Source organism: Alicyclobacillus sp. CIJ1, from assembly GCF_057538885.1.
Genome location: NZ_BAAJPH010000103.1, coordinates 82,245 through 99,778, shown reverse-complemented (window position 1 = coordinate 99,778; position 17,534 = coordinate 82,245). Strand labels below are relative to the sequence as shown.

The window sequence follows — 17,534 nt, the reverse complement described above, 5'->3', positions numbered from 1 at the left end:
CCACGCCCTCCCGAGCCGTCACCGTTTTCCTTCCTCGTCGCGTACAATGGGCCATGCGTGTGTTCAGCCAGTTTTGGCTTTGGACGTCGCTTTACAGACCGCGATGGGGCGAGGGAGAACGGGTGAAGACGAGGGGACATCGTGTGCTGAAGGGGCGGTGCAGGGCTCCTGCCTCGAGGGCGTGGATCGCGCCGTCGGTGTGGCGTGGAGGGATCGAGAGAGGCGCAGACCCGGGTGGAGGACAAGGAAAAACTCGGTCAGACGAGCGGCGCGTGGGAGAGCCGGATGCGGGCGCAGTGGCGGGCGCAGTGGGTGCTGTGTCTGAAGCGCTCAAGACCCCCATTCGCCTGGAATCCCAGGAGATTCACATCGGAGACGTCGTCACGGTGTACACGCTGGGCCTCGGCCCGGCCAACCCAGGGTTTACCGGCGTGGTGCTGAGATCGACGCCCTCCTACTTGCACCTCGGATTGTTCGCGCACGAGGGAGAGTCCGGCAGCACTCAGCGCCCCGTGGTCGCCGAAGCCATCATTCGCTACGACCAAATCGCCTGTGTGGTGCGCCGCATATCGCGTTGAGCAAGTGGTAAGCTTCTTGGGTGCGACGTGCAAAACAAGGGAATCCGCGGGCGAGAGGAGAGTCCTCTCGCCCGCGAGAACTCACAAGTCGTTTTGGATGATCGACGTGATTTGGCCGAGCGGAATCGTTGCGAGCGCGCCGAACGCGGTTCCGCTTCCCGCTGTGCCGAAGGCTCCGGTGGCGCCACTCGGCGCAGAAGCGGGCGCGAGCAGGAGGTAGAGGTTGTTGCTGTCCACCCCGACGATAGCGCCCGTGTACCCACCTCCGCCCGTTCCACCCGCGGTGGTAAACACGGTGACGACTTCCCCGAGATGGAGTTGGCGAATCGAGTCGGCGATATTGAAGTTGTTCGTCGCCATGAGCTTCCCTCGCTTTCCAGGCAGGTTTTGCGCCACGAACCGCGCGCTTTCGCGGCACACTGTAGACAATGCCGAAGCAGGAAGCCAGGTCACGGACGAAACACCTGGGTGATATGCCTTAAAAATGGAGCAAAATGGGTAGTTCCCGCGGGCGCGCAGATGGCTGCGGACGGTTGCTGGTGTTCGTATCGCTGTGGTATAGTATGGAGCGGTGCGTACCTTTGAATCGAATACGCACGGATCGGGATGCGGCGTCCGGTGCCCGATGGGTCGGCGTTGCGGATGATCGGTCCGGAGGGAAAACAAAAAGGAGGAAATCGGCTTGGCCATCATTTCGATGAAGCAGTTGCTCGAGGCGGGCGTGCACTTCGGACACCAGACGCGCCGCTGGAATCCGAAGATGGCGCGGTACATTTTCACGGAGCGCAACGGGATCTACATCATCGACCTGCAGAAGACCGTTCGCAAGGTGGAAGAAGCGTACAACTTCGTGCGAGATCTCGCCGCGTCGGGTGGCACCGTGCTGTTCGTCGGCACGAAGAAGCAGGCTCAGGAGGCTGTCAAGGAAGAGGCCGAGCGCTGCGGGATGTTTTACGTGAACCAGCGCTGGCTGGGCGGCACGCTGACGAACTTCAATACGATTCAGAAGCGCATTCGCCGCCTGCAGGAGCTCGAGCAGATGGAGGAGGATGGGACGTTCGAAGTCCTGCCGAAGAAAGAGGTCATCCTGCTCCGGAAGGAACGCGAGCGGCTGGAGAAGTTCTTGGGCGGCATCAAGGGGATGAAAAAGCTTCCGGACGCGCTCTTCATTATTGATCCTCGCAAGGAGCGCATTGCGGTGGCTGAAGCTCGCAAGCTCGGGATTCCGATTGTGGCCATTGTCGACACGAATTGCGATCCTGACGAGATCGACTACGTGATCCCGGGCAACGACGACGCGATTCGCGCCGTGCGCCTTCTGACGAGCAAGATTGCGGACGCTGTGCTGGAAGGCACGCAGGGTGGGGAAGAGACCACCGCGTGAGATGAAAGGTGGCGGGTGCGTCGCGCGCTCTCGTCACCTTTTTTGTGCCGCGCGGCGCGAAATGTGATAGAGGATACAGACGATTGAGGAGGAACCATCGTGGCTGAAATCACAGCAGCAATGGTGAAGGAGTTGCGCGAGCGCACGGGCGCTGGCATGATGGACTGCAAAAAGGCGCTGACTGAGGCTGGCGGCGATATGGAGCAGGCCATCGTCATTTTGCGTGAACGCGGTCTCGCGCAGGCGGCCAAGAAGGCCGGTCGGATTGCCGCGGAGGGCGTGGTGGAGGCCTATATCCACGGCGGCGGCCGCATCGGTGTCCTCGTCGAGGTCAACTGCGAGACGGATTTCGTGGCGAAGAACGAGGAGTTCCGCACCTTTGTGAAAGACATCGCGATGCACATCGCGGCGTCGAATCCGCAGTACGTGCGTCGGGAAGAGGTGCCGCAGGACGTCATTGAACGGGAACGCGAGATTCTGCGGGCTCAGACGCTAAACGAGGGTAAGCCCGAACACGTGGTGGACAAAATCGTGGAAGGGCGCTTGGAGAAGTTTTTCAAGGAGAATTGCCTCCTGGAGCAGCCGTTCGTCAAAGATCCCGACAAAACGGTCGACACGCTGGTGAAGGAAAAGATCGCGACGATTGGCGAAAACATCTCGATTCGCCGGTTTGCTCGGTTCGTGGTCGGGGAAGGGATCGAGCGCCAGGAGACGAACTTCGTGGAAGAGGTCATGTCTCAGGTTCGCCTGTCGTAAGGCTGGTGCATGAGGGGACACCGTTGCGTGTTCCCTTTCATGCCATTATGGCCACCTATTTTCGCGCAATGGAGGGGCCTGTGTGACGATTCCAAAATACCGCCGCATCGTTCTGAAGTTGAGCGGGGAGGCACTTGCAGGGCGCCACGGTTTCGGGATCGACCCGGCCGTGATCCGAGACATCGCCAGGCAGATCGCCGATGTGGCAAAGCTCGACGTCCAGGTTGCCATTGTGGTCGGGGCGGGCAACATCTGGCGAGGTGCGACCGGGAGTCAGATGGGCATGGATCGAGCCACAGCCGACTACATGGGGATGCTGGCGACCGTGATGAACGCATTGGCGCTGCAGGACGCCCTCGAGAAGCTCGGGGTGGCCACGCGCGTGCAAAGTTCCATCCACATGTCGGAGGTCGCGGAGCCTTATATCCGCCGCCGGGCGATTCGGCATCTCGAGAAGGGGCGCGTGGTCATCTTTGCAGGCGGGACGGGCAATCCGTTCTTTTCGACGGATACCACGGCCGCGCTCCGCGCTGCCGAGATCGAGGCCGAGGTCATCCTCATGGCGAAAAACGGTGTGGACGGCGTGTACACGGCGGATCCACAGAAGGATCCCACGGCGACCAAGTACGCGGAACTCGACTTCATGGAAGTGCTGAAACAAGGTCTCGGCGTGATGGATTCCACGGCGGCGAGCTTGTGCAAGGACAACGACATTCCCATTCTGGTGTTCAACATCAACGAAGATGGCAACATCCTTCGGGCTGTGATGGGAGAAAAGATCGGCACCTTGGTGGGAAAGGGTGATGCGCATGCATGAGGAACTGATCCAAAATCTTCAGGAGCGGATGGACAAGGCCATTCAGAATCTGCGCCGTGAATTTGCCACTGTGCGCGCAGGACGAGCTGCGCCCTCCATGCTCGATCACGTCATGGTCGAGTATTATGGCGCGCAGATGCCGGTCAACCAGGTGGCCAGCGTGACGTCGCCCGAGCCGCGCCTCTTGGTCATCTCTCCTTGGGATAAGTCCATGCTCAGCGAGATTGAGAAGGCGATTCAGAAGTCCGATCTCGGGTTGAACCCCGCGAACGACGGCAACGTCATTCGATTGACGATACCTGCGCTCACGGAACAGCGGCGTCAGGAGTTGGTCAAACAGGTGCGCAAGATGGCGGAAGAGGCGCGCGTCGCCATTCGAAACATTCGCCGGGACGGCAACGAGGAGATCAAGAAGCTGGAGAAGGCCGGAGACCTTTCGGAGGACGACGTGCGCCGGCTGATGGATCGGGTTCAGCAGTTGACCGACAAGGCCATTGCACAGGTCGACCGCCTGTTGGAAGATAAGGAGAAGGACGTGACGCAGGTCTGAGTTCCAAGGTAGCTGGATTAAGGGGGATGCCAGCCTTGTTCAAGGGTTTTGGGCGTTCGCAGCGTGCCAGTGCGGCGGCGGTCGAGCAGGTCGAGCAGCCAGCGCTCGACGTGAAGCCCCGGCATATCGGTCTCATTATGGACGGAAATGGCCGCTGGGCGCAAAAGCGCGGTCTTCCCCGAATTGCGGGTCACCACGCGGGCATGTTGGCCATGAAGGAAGCCATCCGCGCGTGTGACGATTTCGGCATCGAATGCGTCACGCTGTATGCTTTCTCGACCGAAAATTGGAAAAGGCCTGCGGCCGAAGTGGATTACCTCATGCGGCTGCCGGAGCAGTTCTTTCGGAGCGAGATTGACGAGCTGGTGAGGCGCAACGTCCGCGTGCGTTTCATCGGCGACACTGAGCGCCTCCCCGCCCACACGCAGGAAACCGTTCGCCGCGCCATTCAGTGCACTCAGCACAATACCGGGATGATCGTCAACTTCGCGCTCAATTACGGGGGACGAATGGAGATCGTGGCGGCGATGGAGCGCTACGCCCGCGAGGTCATGGAAGGTCGGGCGACCGTGGGGCAGCTCACGGAGGCCACGTGCGATCGGTATCTCGACACAGCGGGGCTTCCGCCGCTCGATCTCGTCATCCGCACGAGTGGCGAGATCCGACTGAGCAACTTCCTCTTGTGGCAGGCGGCTTACGCCGAACTCTGGTTTACGGATGTGTTGTGGCCGGACTTTACACGCGACGATCTCTACCAGGCGATTTGCGATTACGCAAAGCGCAAGCGGAGGTTCGGCGCGATCGAGTAGGTGTCCATTCCCATGCTCAAGCAGCGGGTCGTCACGGCTGTCATCGCCGGACTCGTGGTCCTGTTCGTGTTGTTGTTTGGGGGGCTGACCGGCTGGCGATGTCTTGTGTGGATTGCGACGTTGGCCGGGGCGTTGGAATTTTGTCAGATGTTCGGGCAGCGGTGGTTCGACCCGGCTGCGTGGTTCGGGGCCATCGCGATCACGCTCGCCGATTGGTTCCCGAAACAAGCGTTTCACCCGTTCGTCCTGTTCTTGGCTGTGGCGGTGGTTTTCGCGCTGCCCGTCATCACTCGAAGACCGAATGACTTGCGCACCTACGCCGTGACGGCGTTCGGCGCGCTGTATCTCGCCGCGGGCGGCGCGTCGCTCATCGGCCTTCGCGCTTTGCCAGAAGGATGGTTCTGGATCTGGCTGTTTCTCGTGGCGGCGTGGATGTCCGACACGGCGGCCTATTTTGTCGGCCGATTGGTTCAAGGTCCCAAGTTGCTTCCGGCCATCAGCCCGAAGAAGACCGTGAGCGGTGCTCTCGGCGGAGTGGCAGGCGCGGTCGTCGGCGCAGTGGTGTTCGGAGAGATTGCCGACCCGCGGTACAGCGTTTGGGTGTTCGCGGCCGTGGGGCTTCTGGTGGCGCTGACGGGCCAGGTGGGGGATCTGGTCGAGAGCGCGTACAAGCGCGCGGCCGGTGTGAAAGACTCCGGCCGGATGTTGCCGGGTCACGGGGGCGTACTGGACCGGATCGACAGCCTGCTGTTCGCGGCGCCCTTCGCTTTGTGGTTCATCTCCGGCGTGCTGAAAGGCTGGATGTAGAGGAGCCTGGTGGAGGAGAAAACATGAAGCGCATCGCCATTTTGGGAAGCACGGGCACCATTGGAGTGCAGGCGCTCGACGTGTTGTCCCAGTTGGATACATACGAGGTCGTCGCGCTTGCGGCGGGGCGCAATGTGCAGCGGTTGGCGGAACAGATTCGCCGATACCGCCCGAAGCTCGTTGGCGTTGCCGACGAGGCAGCCCGGCGCGCGCTGCTCGAACTCTTACCGGGTGAACAGGTGGACATCGTCGTCGGAGACGAGGGGCTCGTCGCCTGTGCCGCGTATCCGTCGGATGTCGTGCTGAATGCGGTGGTGGGGGCCCGGGGGATTCTGCCTGCGCTTGCTGCGGTCGGCCGCGGCGCGCGGCTGGCGCTCGCCAACAAGGAGTGCCTTGTGGCAGCGGGAGATCTGATCCTTCGCGCCATGCAGGACGCAGGCGGTGAGATTGTCCCAGTGGACAGCGAACACTGCGCCCTTCACCAGTGTCTGCGATCCGGCAGGCCCGAGGAGGTCCTGCAGCTCGTCCTCACCGCTTCGGGAGGCCCCTTCCGCTCCTGGCCGAAGGCGCGCATGGCGGAGGTCACAGTCCGCGATGCTCTGCGCCATCCAAACTGGAACATGGGCCAGAAGATCACCATCGACAGCGCCACGATGATGAACAAGGGGCTCGAGGTGATTGAGGCGCATCATTTGTTTGCCGTGCCATATGATAAGATAGCTGTGCTTGTACATCCGGAAAGCATCGTGCACTCCATGGTGGAGTTTGTGGACGGCTCGGTGGTGGCACAGCTCGCGACGGCCGACATGCGCTTGCCCATTCAGTACGCCGTGACGTATCCTGAGCGCCTCGCCGCGCCTTGGCCGCGGCTGAACCTGGCGGGTGTTGGAGCACTTCACTTCGAGGAACCCGATCTCGACAAGTTTCCCTGCCTGCGTCTCGCCGTCGAGGCGGGCCGCGCAGGCGGCATCGCGCCCTGCGTCCTGAACGCGGCGAACGAAGTGGCGGTCGACGCGTTTTTACATGAAAAGATCCCGTTTTTGCGGATCCCTGAGGTTGTGGAAGCGGTGCTGGAACGCGTGCCGAACGAAGCCCCTCAGTCTGTCGACGATATCCTTCGCGCGGATGCACAAGCTCGGCGTCTAGCTGAATTCTACGTGGCAAAGGGCGGATGAACAGTTGCCAATGTTAGCGCACCTCGAGTTCTATGCAGAGGCGGCCATCGCCATTGTGCTCGTGTTTGGCGTCTGCGTAACGTTGCACGAGTTTGGTCATTTTTACGTCGCCAAACGATGTGGTGTCGCGGTGCCCGTGTTTGCCATCGGCTTTGGCCCGAAGGTGATATCCGTGGTGCGCGGAGGAACGGAGTATTCGCTCAGGCTCATTCCGCTCGGTGGGTTTGTGCAGTTGGCGGGCGAGGCTCCACAAGAGTCGTGGTTTCCCGTCGGCCAATCCGTCGCGTACGAACTCGACGACTTGGGGCGGATCACCGCACTCGGGGAGCCCCGCGATCTGCCCAACGCGCGCGTGGGCGTGGTGCGCGAGGTCGATCTGACCGATGAGATGACCATGACCCTGCAGACGGACGAAGGACTTCGGCGCTTTCCCGTGAAGGAGGGCGCCCGGGTCATGCTGAGCCGGCGCTCGTCCATTCCCATTGTCCCGAAGGATCAGCAGATGATTGGCAAGCCGCTTTGGCAGCGAGCTGCCGTCATCCTGGCCGGACCTGTGATGAACCTCATCCTGGCGGGTGTGTTGTTCTCCGCGGTGAACACGTACACAGGCGTGCCGACAACCACCGTGGGACATGTCGAGCCTGGGACGCCCGCGGCGCATGCTGGCCTCGCTCCTGGCGACACCATCGTGGCCGTCGATGGCCGCCCCATTCACTCCTGGGCGGGACTTGTGCGCGCGGTGTCCGAGGAGGGTGCGCGTGATGGCCATCCGGAACCGCTTGTCCTTGAGGTGAAAACGGACGAAGGCACGCGATCCGTCGTCGTCACGCCCCGCCTCGTCAGCGGCGAGCCGATGATCGGCATCGACGCCGAGATTTCTCACAGCCCTCTCCACACCGTCCCCGCCGGATTTTCGGCGCTGGTCCGAGACATTGTCATGACCATCCAAGGCTACGTGGGGCTGTTCGTGCATCACCAGTTCCAGTCGCTCTCGGGCCCCGTCGGGATCGCGCACGTGATCACGGAGCAGGTTCGATTCGGTATTTGGAACGTGGTGGCCGTGACCGGCGCGCTCAGCCTCGGGCTCGGCTTGTTCAACCTGCTCCCCATTCCAGCGCTGGATGGCGGGCGGCTGTTGTTCATGGCCATCGAGCTCATTCGAGGGCGGCGGGTGGACCCGGAAAAAGAAGGATTTGTTCATTTTGTGGGTTTTGCGATTGTGATGTTGTTCGCGGTCGTGATCACGTATCGCGACGTGACGCATTGGTTCTAGAGGGGAGCGCGAGATGAGGCCATGGCCATCACCGAGCACGCCGTCCGGGAGCGGGCGCTCGCTAGGGTTCGAAGCGTCCGCGTGCGTCGGGCGACCCGGGAGATCCGCGTCCACGTGGAGTCGCCCTTCGGCACCTTGGGGCCTGACGCAGACGCGTTCTCTTCCTTCTATCGCGATCTCGCCGAGATCCACGAGCTGTGCGCCTCGGCGTTTGGGACGTCCTGCGCATGGAGCATCGAAGTCATGTCTGCCGACGTCGTGTCCACGCGGGAAGCGGAATGCGCAATGCGCGCTCTTGCCGCTGCCTATGAGGAGCGGTCTCACGTTTCGGGCAAATGGCTGTCGCAGGCGAGACTGACCGTGGAGGCTGTGGACGAGCCCGCGCGGTTTCGCGCCAGCATCCGCGTCCCGAGCCAACCGATTGCGGATCAGCTCAAGCAGAAAGGTGTTGCGGAGTGGCTCACCTCGGAGGCTCGTCGCGCGTTTGGCCTTCATGTGGCGGTCCTCGTCGAGGTGGATGAGACGGCTTGTGAAGACCTCCTTGCGGCGGGCGAGAAACTGAAGCAGGAGGCCGAGGCGCGTTGGTGGCGCCAGCTTGCCGAAGAGGCGAAATCAGCGAAAGACCAGCCCAAGGAGTCGGAAGGGCGGAGTGACACCGGCGCTGCGCAGGGCGTGGAGCCGTTTGTCGTCGGCCAGATGTACGAGGAGCCCACACCCATCCCATTGCGGGACATCGCCGATGAGATGCGGCGTGCCACCGTGGTGGGCGAGGTCTTCGGCGTAGAACGCAGGACGCTGGCGAGCGGGCGCACGCTCATTCAATTTGCCATCACGGATCACACGGACTCCATCTCGGCCAAGATGTTCGTGCAGTCGGAGCGAGATCTGCAGGCCACGTCTCATCTCGCGGATGGCGTGTGGGTGAAAATTCAGGGTCAGGTGCAGTTCGATCCGTATGCCAAGGAACTCGTGTTTATGGTCCAGTCGATGCGCCCTCAGGATGCGCCTCGGCGGGCGGATACGGCGGAGGTGAAGAGGATTGAGCTGCACGCCCACACCACGATGTCGGCGCTGGATGGCGTCGTGAGTGCTGCAGCGTTGGTGAAGCGCGCCGCGGAATGGGGGCACGAAGCCATTGCCATCACGGACCACGGCGTGTGCCAGGCGTATCCGGAAGCGTATCAAGCGGCCAAGAAACACGGAGTGCGGCTCGTGCTTGGCGTCGAGGCGTACGTGGTGGACGATGGTGGGCTTTTGGTCTATCGCGAGTGCGATCGGCCGCTGGACGACGAGACCGAGTATGTCGTGTTTGACACGGAGACGACCGGGCTCAACGCGCGGGAAGACACGCTCATCGAGATCGCCGCGGTCAAGGTCAAGGCGGGGCACATCGTGGACACGTACGCGACGCTCATTGATCCCGAGCGGCCGCTCGACCCGAAAATCGTCGAGTTGACGGGCATCACGAACGAGATGGTGGTCGGTCAGCCGAAGCTGAAGGAGGCGCTTGACGGATTCCGCCAATTCGCGCGCGGCGCCGTGCTCGTGGCCCATAACGCGGAGTTCGACGTGGGATTCTTGAATCAATGCGCGGATCGCTTGGGCCTCGATCCGTGGGAAGAACCCGTCATTGACACCCTGGCGCTCGCCCGCGTGCTCTACCCGGGCGAGAAGAACTACAAGCTGAAGACGCTCACCCAGAAGTTTTCCGTCGAGCTCGTCAACCACCATCGGGCGCTGGCGGACAGCGAGGCGACGGCCAAAGTATTCGTGCGCATGCTCCAAGACGCGAAGGCGCGCGGGATCCACAACCTGTTGGATATGAACCATCTCCGCGGTCAGATTGACATCTCGCGCGTTCGGCCGTTCCACGCCACCGTGCTGGTCCGCAATCGCGAGGGGCTGCGAAATCTGTACCGCCTCGTCTCCATCGCGCATACGCAGTATCTGCACCGCGTGCCGCGCATTCCGAAAAGCGCGCTCGCTCGCCACCGCGAAGGGCTGCTGATCGGCACAGCGTGTCGCCAAGGAGAGCTTATCGAGGCGTTCTTTCGCGGCAAATCCGAGGACGAGATCGACACGTTGCTCGAGTTCTACGACTATCTGGAGATCCAGCCGGTCAGTCATTATGAGCCGCTTGTGCGAGAGGGCGTCGTGGCGTCGTTTGAGCAGGTGCGCGAACTCCTGCGCAACATCGTGGAGATTGGCAAGCGCCTGAACAAGCCGGTCGTGGCCACGGGCGACGTGCATTATCTGGACGAGCACGACGCCATCTTCCGAGAGATTTTTCTGCAGTCGCAAAAGCTGGATACCAAGCAGCCGCCCCTTCACTTCCGAACGACCGATGAGATGCTCGAGGAGTTCGCGTTTTTGGGAGAAGAGGACGCGCGCGCCGTCGTGATTGACAACCCGCGCCGTCTGGTGGCGCTGTGTGACGACGTGAAGCCGATTCCGGATGAGCTTCACACGCCGGTCATCGAAGGAGCGGAGGAGGAAATCCGTAGGCTCGCTTACGACAAGGCGAAGCGCATCTACGGGGATCCGCTGCCCGAGCTCGTCGAGAAGCGGCTCGAGCGCGAGCTCAACGCCATTATCTCACACGGCTATGCGGTCATCTACTTGATTGCCCACAAGCTGGTCACGAAGTCTCTGAGCGACGGGTACTTGGTCGGCAGCCGCGGCTCGGTCGGCTCGTCGTTGGTGGCCACCATGACGGATATCACCGAGGTCAATCCACTGCCGCCCCACTACGTGTGCCTGGCGTGTCACTATCACGAGTTTTTCCTGCAAGGTGAGTACGGATCTGGCTTCGACCTCCCGGACAAGGCGTGCCCCAACTGCGGCGCGAAGTTGCACAAGGACGGGCAGGACATCCCGTTCGAGACGTTCATGGGCTTCGATGGGGACAAGGTGCCCGACATCGACCTGAACTTCTCTGGGGAGTATCAGCCGAGGGCGCACCGGTACACGGAAGAGTTGTTTGGGAAGGACCACGTGTTCCGGGCGGGCACCATCTCCGTGGTGGCCGAGAAGACGGCTTACGGGTATGTGCGGAAGTTCGCCGAGGAGCGCGGGTTGGTGCTGCGCAATGCCGAGATCGAGCGCTTGGTCCGAGGATGCACGGGCGTGAAGCGGACCACCGGCCAACACCCGGGCGGGCAGGTGGTGGTGCCGCATTATGTCGAGATCTATGATTTCACGCCGATTCAATACCCCGCGGACGATACGTCGTCAGAGACGCTCACGACCCACTTCGACTACCACTCCGGGCTCGAGAACTGCCTGTTGAAGCTCGACATCCTCGGCCACGACGATCCGACCGTCATCCGCATGCTGCAGGATCTCACGGGCGTGGATCCGAAGTCCATCCCGCTCGACGATCCCGACGTGCTGGAGCTGTTTCGGAGCACGCGGCCGCTCGGCGTGACCCCGGAGGAAATCCGGTCGACCACCGGCACGTACGCCATTCCGGAGTTCGGCACGCGCTTTGTCCGCCAGATGCTCGAGGATACGCGGCCCACGACGTTCTCGGAGCTCGTGCGCATCTCGGGGTTGTCGCACGGCACGGACGTCTGGCTGAACAACGCTCAGACCCTCATTCGCGACAAGATTGCGACCCTGTCTGAGGTCATCTGCGCCCGAGACGACATCATGCTCTACCTCATCCAGAAGGGGCTCGATCCGGCGCGCGCATTCAAGATTATGGAAGGTATCCGCAAGGGGAAGGGCGTCAAACCGGAAGACGAGGTGTACATGCGGGAGCACGGCGTGCCGGAGTGGTACATCGAGTCGGGCAAGAAGATCAAGTACATGTTTCCGAAGGCGCACGCCGCGGCGTACGTGCTGATGGCCGTTCGAATCGCGTGGTTCAAAGTGCACCGACCGCTCGCATTTTACGCGACCTATTTCACGGTGCGTGCGGACGACTTCGACGTGGCCGTGATGACCGCGGGCCGGGAGGCCATCTTGAAGAAGATCGAGGAGATCGAGGCGAAGGGCAACGCGGCCTCAGCCAAGGAGAAGAGCTTCTTGACGGTCCTCGAGGTTGCGCTCGAGATGGTGGCCCGTGGATACCGGTTCTTGCCTATCGATCTGTACAAGTCGCATGCGACCCAGTTCCTCATTGAGGAAGAGGCGCAGGGGCTCAGGCCGCCTTTCGCCGCCATTCCCGGAATTGGGGAGACGGCGGCGCGCAACCTGTATGAAGCGGCGCAGCAGGGTGAATTCCTGTCGCTCGAAGATCTTCAGTCGCGGGCGCGCGCTTCGCGGGCCGTGATCGACGTGCTCATGGAACTCGGTTGCCTCGACGGGCTGCCCGAGACCAATCAGCTTTCCTTGTTCTGAGGAGGTACCTACGCATGGCGATGATCAAGCTGGAACATACGGGCATCATGGTGTCGAATTTGGAGCGCTCCATCGCGTTTTACACCGATGTGCTCGGCATGCAACTCCTGGGCACGCTCGACCACAACACGCCGGGCATCCGGCTCGCGTTTCTGTCCTATCCCGGGCAGACTGCGCAGCTCGAGCTCATCGAGGGCTATGCGGATGAACTGCCGGACGAGGGGCAAGTGCACCACGTGGCCATCACTGTCGATGACATCGAAGCCGAGGTGGATCGGCTGCGCGCGAAGGGCGTGCGTTTTCTCGATGAGGCCATCACGACGCTCCGAAACGGCGCTCGATACATCTTCTTTGCAGGTCCCGACGGCGAGCGGCTGGAACTGTTCCAGCCAGCGCGCGGGTGAAAGGTGAGGTGGATGCGTGAGCGCGTGGGAACTCATGTATCTCGGGCCCGAGGGCACGCACAGCCACGAGGCCGCGGATCGCATCGCGTCGGCTCTCTTGGCGGGCGAGCCGGTTAAGCAAGTGGCGATGCAGAGCTTCGATGAGATCTTCGAGGCGCCGAAATCGGCGCACCGATTCGCCTGCGTTCCGATTGAAAACAGCATTCAGGGATCCGTCTGGCAAGTTTGGGACGCGCTCACGCGCGAACACCGGGAGGAAGGTGCGCGCCAAATCCTCGCCGCGGTGACGCTGCCCATTCATCAATACGCCATCTATCGGGAGGGGCTCGATCTCGACGAGGTCGACGAGGTGGTCTCTCATCCCCAGGCGCTCGCCCAGTGCAAGGAGCACATCCGGCTCCGCTTTCCCGGCGCCCGGGAGGTCGCGGTCTCGAGCACGGCCGAGGCTGTCCGGCAGATCGCCATGGGCGAGCGCGCCCGCGCGGTGGCTATCGGCAGTCGGCGCGCCGCCCAATCGTATGGCCTGTCGGTGTGGCCGGAGCCCTTCGAGGATCGGCCGGGCAACGTGACGCGCTTTGCCCTCGTCGGATCGCCTGAGGTCGCGTTGCCGAATCCTCCATGGAGCCTCACGGACTGGACGGCGTCCTTGTGTCTTCGGGGTGTGCCGCACCGCCCGGGCGGACTCGCGCTCGCGCTGCACACATTTGCGGCCGCCAACCTGAACCTCACGCGCCTTGAGTCGCGCCCAGTAGGCGATGCCATCGGCAACTACGTGTATTACCTGGATGCCTCCGTCCGGCCCTACGAGGACCGCGGCGAGCGGGTGCTCTCTGTAGTTCGGGAGCTCTTGGCGCTCCAGGGCGTGGAGATTCTCGCGCTCGGCGTCTATCCCGTCTACAGTCCTGTGGGATGATGAAGCGGCGTCAGGTCACGCCTGGCGCCGCTTCACCTTTTCTCGCTCGCTTTTGTTGAGGATTTTCTTCCGAAGCCGAATGGACTGCGGCGTGACCTCGCACAGCTCGTCCTCCTCGATGTACGTGATGGCCTCTTCGAGGGACAAAAGGCGCGGCGCCTTCAGCTTCACCGTCTCCTCTTTGGTCGAGGATCGGATATTGGTCTGATGCTTTTCTTTGGTGACGTTGACGACGAGGTCGTTCTCGCGATTGTGCTCGCCGACAATCATGCCTTCGTACACCGGCGTGCCGGGCGTGATGAACATCACCCCGCGGTCCTCGAGGTTGCTGATGGCATACGCCGTCGCGAGTCCTGTTTCGCTCGCCACGAGCACGCCCTGCCGACGCGCCTGGATGGGTCCCCGCCATGGCGCGTACGCCTGAAAGCGGTGATGCATGATCCCGTAACCGCGGGTCATCGTAAGGAAGAGGGAGCGAAACCCGATGAGCCCTCGGGTGGGCACCTGGAAGACGAGCCTGACCATGCCGCCTTGGCCGAGTGGGTGCATGGCGACGAGTTCGCCCTTTCGCAGCCCGACTTCCGCAATCACGCTGCCGGACGCATCCTCGGGCACGTCGGCGACGAGTTCTTCAATGGGTTCGAGGCGCTCGCCCGCCTCTTCGCGCACGATCACGCGCGGCTTGGACACCGCGAGCTCGTAGCCCTCGCGCCGCAAGGTCTCGATGAGAATGGAGAGGTGAAGCTCTCCGCGGCTCTTGACAAGGAACGCGTCGGCGTCGTCGGTGTCCTCAACGTGCAGGCTGACGTCCGACTGCATCGCCAGGTACAGGCGGTCCCGCAGCTTACGGCTCGTCACGTGCTGTCCTTCGCGGCCCGCAAACGGGCTGTCGTTGACGTGAAACGTCATTTCGAGCGTCGGTTGGTCAATCTCGATGACCGGAAGCGGCTCGGGTCGATCCGGCGCGGCGAGCGTGTCCCCGACCGTGATGTCTGCAAGGCCGGCAATGGCCACGATGTCACCGGCGGATGCGGATTCGACCTCCACGCGTCGCAGACCTTGGTACACGAAGAGCTTCTGCACGCGCCCTTCGACCAGGTCGTCCGCCCCACGCAGACGCACCACGGCCTGCCCTTGGCGGATCTCGCCTCGGTGGACGCGCCCGATGCCGATGCGCCCGAGATACTCATCGTAATCGATGATGGTGGCCTGCCACTGAAAGGGGCCTTTGGCGTCCACCTGCGGGCTCGGGATGTGGGCGACAATGGCGTCAAACAGCGGGCGCATATCGGTAGCCAGGTTCATGGGATCGGTCGACGCGCGGCCTTCAAGCGCCGAAGCGTAAATCACTGGAAAGTCGAGCTGCTCCTCCGACGCGCCGAGGTCGATGAACAGCTCGAGCACTTCGTCGATCACGTCCGCGGGGCGCGCGTTCGGCCGATCCATCTTGTTGATGACCACAATCGGGACGAGATCGGCGGACAAGGCCTTGTCGAGGACGAAGCGCGTCTGTGGCATCACGCCCTCGAAGGCGTCTACCACGAGGAGCACGCCGTCCACCATGCGGAGGATGCGTTCGACCTCGCCGCCGAAGTCGGCGTGACCCGGCGTATCCACGATGTTGATGCGGTACGACTCGTACGGGATGGCCGTCGCCTTCGCGAGAATCGTGATCCCTCGCTCGCGCTCAAGGTCATTGTAGTCAAGCGCCCGCTCCGCGATGTGTTGGTTGTCGCGGAAGAGGCCGGATTGGCGAAGCATTTGATCGACAAGGCTGGTCTTGCCGTGATCGACGTGAGCGACAATCGCCACGTTTCGCAATCGATCGGGCGTAATGGTACGCATGACATCCTCCTTTGCGCGGTTGCGGTAATCACGATAACACGTCGCTTCGCCCAAGACAACGAAGGATGGCGCCTCACGTTGCGAAATCCAGACGGCAGTGATATACTGGCTCCGTCAGGCTTCGTATACCGTGTGCGGACAAGAGTGGGGCCCCCCCACTCTTTGATTTATGCTCGGCACTTTTTGGCGTACGCGAGGCGAGGAATGGAGACACAAGCGGCATGTGGGAGGATGACGCGTGACGAGAGATCGCGTGACCGAAATCGTTGAACGCTTGGTGCTGCCCATCGTGGAGCGGGAAGCGGTCGAACTGGTGGACATCGAGTACACGAAGGAAGGGAAGAATTGGTATTTGCGCGTGTACATCGACAAGCCGGGCGGCGTCGACATCGACGACTGCAGCCGCGTGAGCGAGCAGTTGTCGGAGGAGCTCGACCGCGTGGACCCGATTCCGAACGCGTACTTCCTCGAAGTGTCTTCGCCCGGCGCGGAGCGGCCTCTCAAGAGGCCGGCGGATTTTGAGCGCGCCGTGGGCCGATACGTGCACGTGTCGCTGTACGAGCCGCTTATGGGAGCCAAGACGCACGAAGGGACGCTCGTCTCCTACGACGGGGAACGTTTGATCCTCGAGATCAAGCGCCGCTCAAAGACCGTCACGCTGGCGGTGCCCATGGAAAAGATTGCGCACGCGCGGCTGGCTCTGGAGTGGTGACCCGAACGCGCCTGAGATTTCGCGAAGGGGAGGTTCCCTAGTCATGAATGTGGATTTTCTGGAAGCGCTGGACCAACTGGCGCGCGAAAAGGGGATTGACAAGGAAGTTCTGCTCGAGGCGATTGAGGCGGCGCTCATTGCGAGCTACCGCCGCAACTTCCACTCGGCGGCGAACGTGCGCGTGGAGGTGAAACGCGACACCGGCGAGGTACACGTGTATGCGCGCAAGACCGTCGTCGAGGAACCGAAGGACACGCGCCTCGAGATCTCGCTCGACGCCGCGCGGGACATCAATCCAAGCTATCAAATCGGAGATGTCGTGGAAATTGAGGTCACCCCGCGCGACTTCGGGCGCATCGCCGCGCAGGCCGCCAAGCAGGTCGTCATGCAACGTGTGAAGGAAGCCGAGCGGTCCGTCATTTACAGCAAATTCGCGGATCGCGAGGAAGAGGTCGTGAGCGGGACCATCAGTCGGCTCGAACCGCGCGTGGCGTATGTCGACCTCGGCGATACGGAGGCCATTCTGCCCCAATCGGAGCAGATGGCGTCTGACAAGCTTCAGGTCGGCAAGCGGTTGAAGGTCTTCATCGCGCGCGTGGAGCGCACGTCGAAGGGTCCGCAGATTGTGGTGTCCCGCACGCACCCGGGCCTGCTTCGCCGCTTGTTTGAACTCGAGGTGCCAGAAATCTACGAGGGCATCGTGGAGATCAAGGCCGTGGCCCGCGAGGCGGGATCGCGTTCCAAAATCGCGGTTCATTCGCGCAATCCGGAAGTGGATCCCATCGGGGCGTGCGTCGGCGCACGGGGTTCGCGCGTTCAGGCGATTGTCAACGAATTGAACGGTGAAAAGGTCGACATCGTGGAGTGGAGCGAGGATCCGGCGACCTTCGTGGCGAATGCGCTGTCTCCCGCAAAGGTCATCGACGTGCACATCTACGAGGACGAGCGCGTGGCGCGGACGGTGGTCCCGGATTACCAGCTGTCCCTGGCGATTGGGAAGGAGGGACAGAACGCCCGGCTTGCCGCGCGGCTCACGGGCTGGAAGATCGACATCAAGAGCGAGTCGCAGATGGCCTCTCATTCACTTCTCGATCAGCTCGAGGACACGAACGAGGAAGAGCCCGAGTTCGCCACGCTGTCCGACGACTGGCTGAACGAACCCTGAAC

The 17,534-nt window shown here is 62.2% G+C and carries 16 protein-coding genes; 14 read left to right on the top strand and 2 right to left on the bottom strand.

The window, feature by feature from the left end; translation table 11 throughout:
- The first annotated feature begins 122 nt into the window (after positions 1-122).
- Positions 123-578: a hypothetical protein gene (locus AC27E8_RS08060; protein WP_487098822.1), complete on the top strand. Its 456-nt coding sequence runs from the start codon at positions 123-125 to the stop codon at positions 576-578.
- Positions 579-659: 81 nt separating this feature from the next.
- Here AC27E8_RS08060 and AC27E8_RS08055 read toward each other — a convergent pair whose 3' ends face one another.
- The gene (locus AC27E8_RS08055) at positions 660-938 is read right to left on the bottom strand and encodes a hypothetical protein (protein ID WP_487098823.1); all 279 of its coding nucleotides are present in this window, start codon (positions 936-938) and stop codon (positions 660-662) included.
- 322 nt (positions 939-1,260) lie between these two features.
- Here AC27E8_RS08055 and rpsB point away from each other — a divergent pair, with 322 nt between their 5' ends.
- The 11 genes from rpsB (at position 1,261) to AC27E8_RS08000 (ending at position 13,810) form a co-directional block, all read left to right on the top strand.
- The gene (rpsB, locus tag AC27E8_RS08050) at positions 1,261-1,962 is read left to right on the top strand and encodes a 30S ribosomal protein S2 (RefSeq protein WP_008336545.1); all 702 of its coding nucleotides are present in this window, start codon (positions 1,261-1,263) and stop codon (positions 1,960-1,962) included.
- Positions 1,963-2,061: 99 nt separating this feature from the next.
- Positions 2,062-2,718, top strand: a complete 657-nt coding sequence (tsf, locus tag AC27E8_RS08045) for a translation elongation factor Ts (protein ID WP_081462252.1) — start codon at positions 2,062-2,064, stop codon at positions 2,716-2,718.
- Between the two features lie 82 nt (positions 2,719-2,800).
- Positions 2,801-3,535 (top strand): UMP kinase, encoded by a 735-nt coding sequence (gene pyrH, locus AC27E8_RS08040; RefSeq protein WP_014464174.1) that lies wholly within the window; start codon positions 2,801-2,803, stop codon positions 3,533-3,535.
- Positions 3,522-4,085: a ribosome recycling factor gene (frr, locus tag AC27E8_RS08035; RefSeq protein WP_012810765.1), complete on the top strand. Its 564-nt coding sequence runs from the start codon at positions 3,522-3,524 to the stop codon at positions 4,083-4,085. Before pyrH ends, frr begins: the two co-directional genes overlap by 14 nt.
- A 26-nt stretch (positions 4,086-4,111) precedes the next feature.
- Entirely contained in the window at positions 4,112-4,894 is a 783-nt protein-coding gene (uppS, locus tag AC27E8_RS08030) for an undecaprenyl pyrophosphate synthase (RefSeq protein ID WP_487098824.1), read from the top strand.
- A gap of 12 nt (positions 4,895-4,906) precedes the next feature.
- On the top strand, positions 4,907-5,701 hold the full coding sequence (locus AC27E8_RS08025; RefSeq protein WP_487098825.1) for a phosphatidate cytidylyltransferase: 795 nt from the start codon (positions 4,907-4,909) through the stop codon (positions 5,699-5,701).
- Positions 5,702-5,724: 23 nt separating this feature from the next.
- Positions 5,725-6,876, top strand: coding sequence for a 1-deoxy-D-xylulose-5-phosphate reductoisomerase (locus tag AC27E8_RS08020; RefSeq protein WP_487098826.1), 1,152 nt, complete (start codon positions 5,725-5,727; stop codon positions 6,874-6,876).
- 10 nt (positions 6,877-6,886) lie between these two features.
- A complete protein-coding gene (locus AC27E8_RS08015) occupies positions 6,887-8,149 on the top strand; it encodes a M50 family metallopeptidase (RefSeq protein ID WP_487098881.1) in 1,263 nt (420 codons plus the stop codon).
- A gap of 21 nt (positions 8,150-8,170) precedes the next feature.
- On the top strand, positions 8,171-12,493 hold the full coding sequence (locus AC27E8_RS08010; RefSeq protein WP_487098827.1) for a PolC-type DNA polymerase III: 4,323 nt from the start codon (positions 8,171-8,173) through the stop codon (positions 12,491-12,493).
- Positions 12,494-12,507: 14 nt separating this feature from the next.
- The gene (locus tag AC27E8_RS08005; RefSeq protein ID WP_014464181.1) at positions 12,508-12,897 is read left to right on the top strand and encodes a VOC family protein; all 390 of its coding nucleotides are present in this window, start codon (positions 12,508-12,510) and stop codon (positions 12,895-12,897) included.
- Positions 12,898-12,913: 16 nt separating this feature from the next.
- Positions 12,914-13,810, top strand: coding sequence for a prephenate dehydratase (locus tag AC27E8_RS08000; protein WP_487098828.1), 897 nt, complete (start codon positions 12,914-12,916; stop codon positions 13,808-13,810).
- Between the two features lie 15 nt (positions 13,811-13,825).
- Here AC27E8_RS08000 and typA read toward each other — a convergent pair whose 3' ends face one another.
- A complete protein-coding gene (typA, locus tag AC27E8_RS07995) occupies positions 13,826-15,655 on the bottom strand; it encodes a translational GTPase TypA (protein WP_487098829.1) in 1,830 nt (609 codons plus the stop codon).
- 238 nt (positions 15,656-15,893) lie between these two features.
- On the opposite strand from typA, the gene rimP reads away from it, so the two are divergent.
- Together rimP and nusA are read left to right on the top strand one after the other, a co-directional pair.
- Positions 15,894-16,367, top strand: a complete 474-nt coding sequence (gene rimP / locus AC27E8_RS07990) for a ribosome maturation factor RimP (RefSeq protein WP_012810774.1) — start codon at positions 15,894-15,896, stop codon at positions 16,365-16,367.
- 43 nt (positions 16,368-16,410) lie between these two features.
- Positions 16,411-17,532, top strand: coding sequence for a transcription termination factor NusA (nusA, locus tag AC27E8_RS07985; RefSeq protein WP_014464184.1), 1,122 nt, complete (start codon positions 16,411-16,413; stop codon positions 17,530-17,532).
- Positions 17,533-17,534 lie beyond the last annotated feature (2 nt).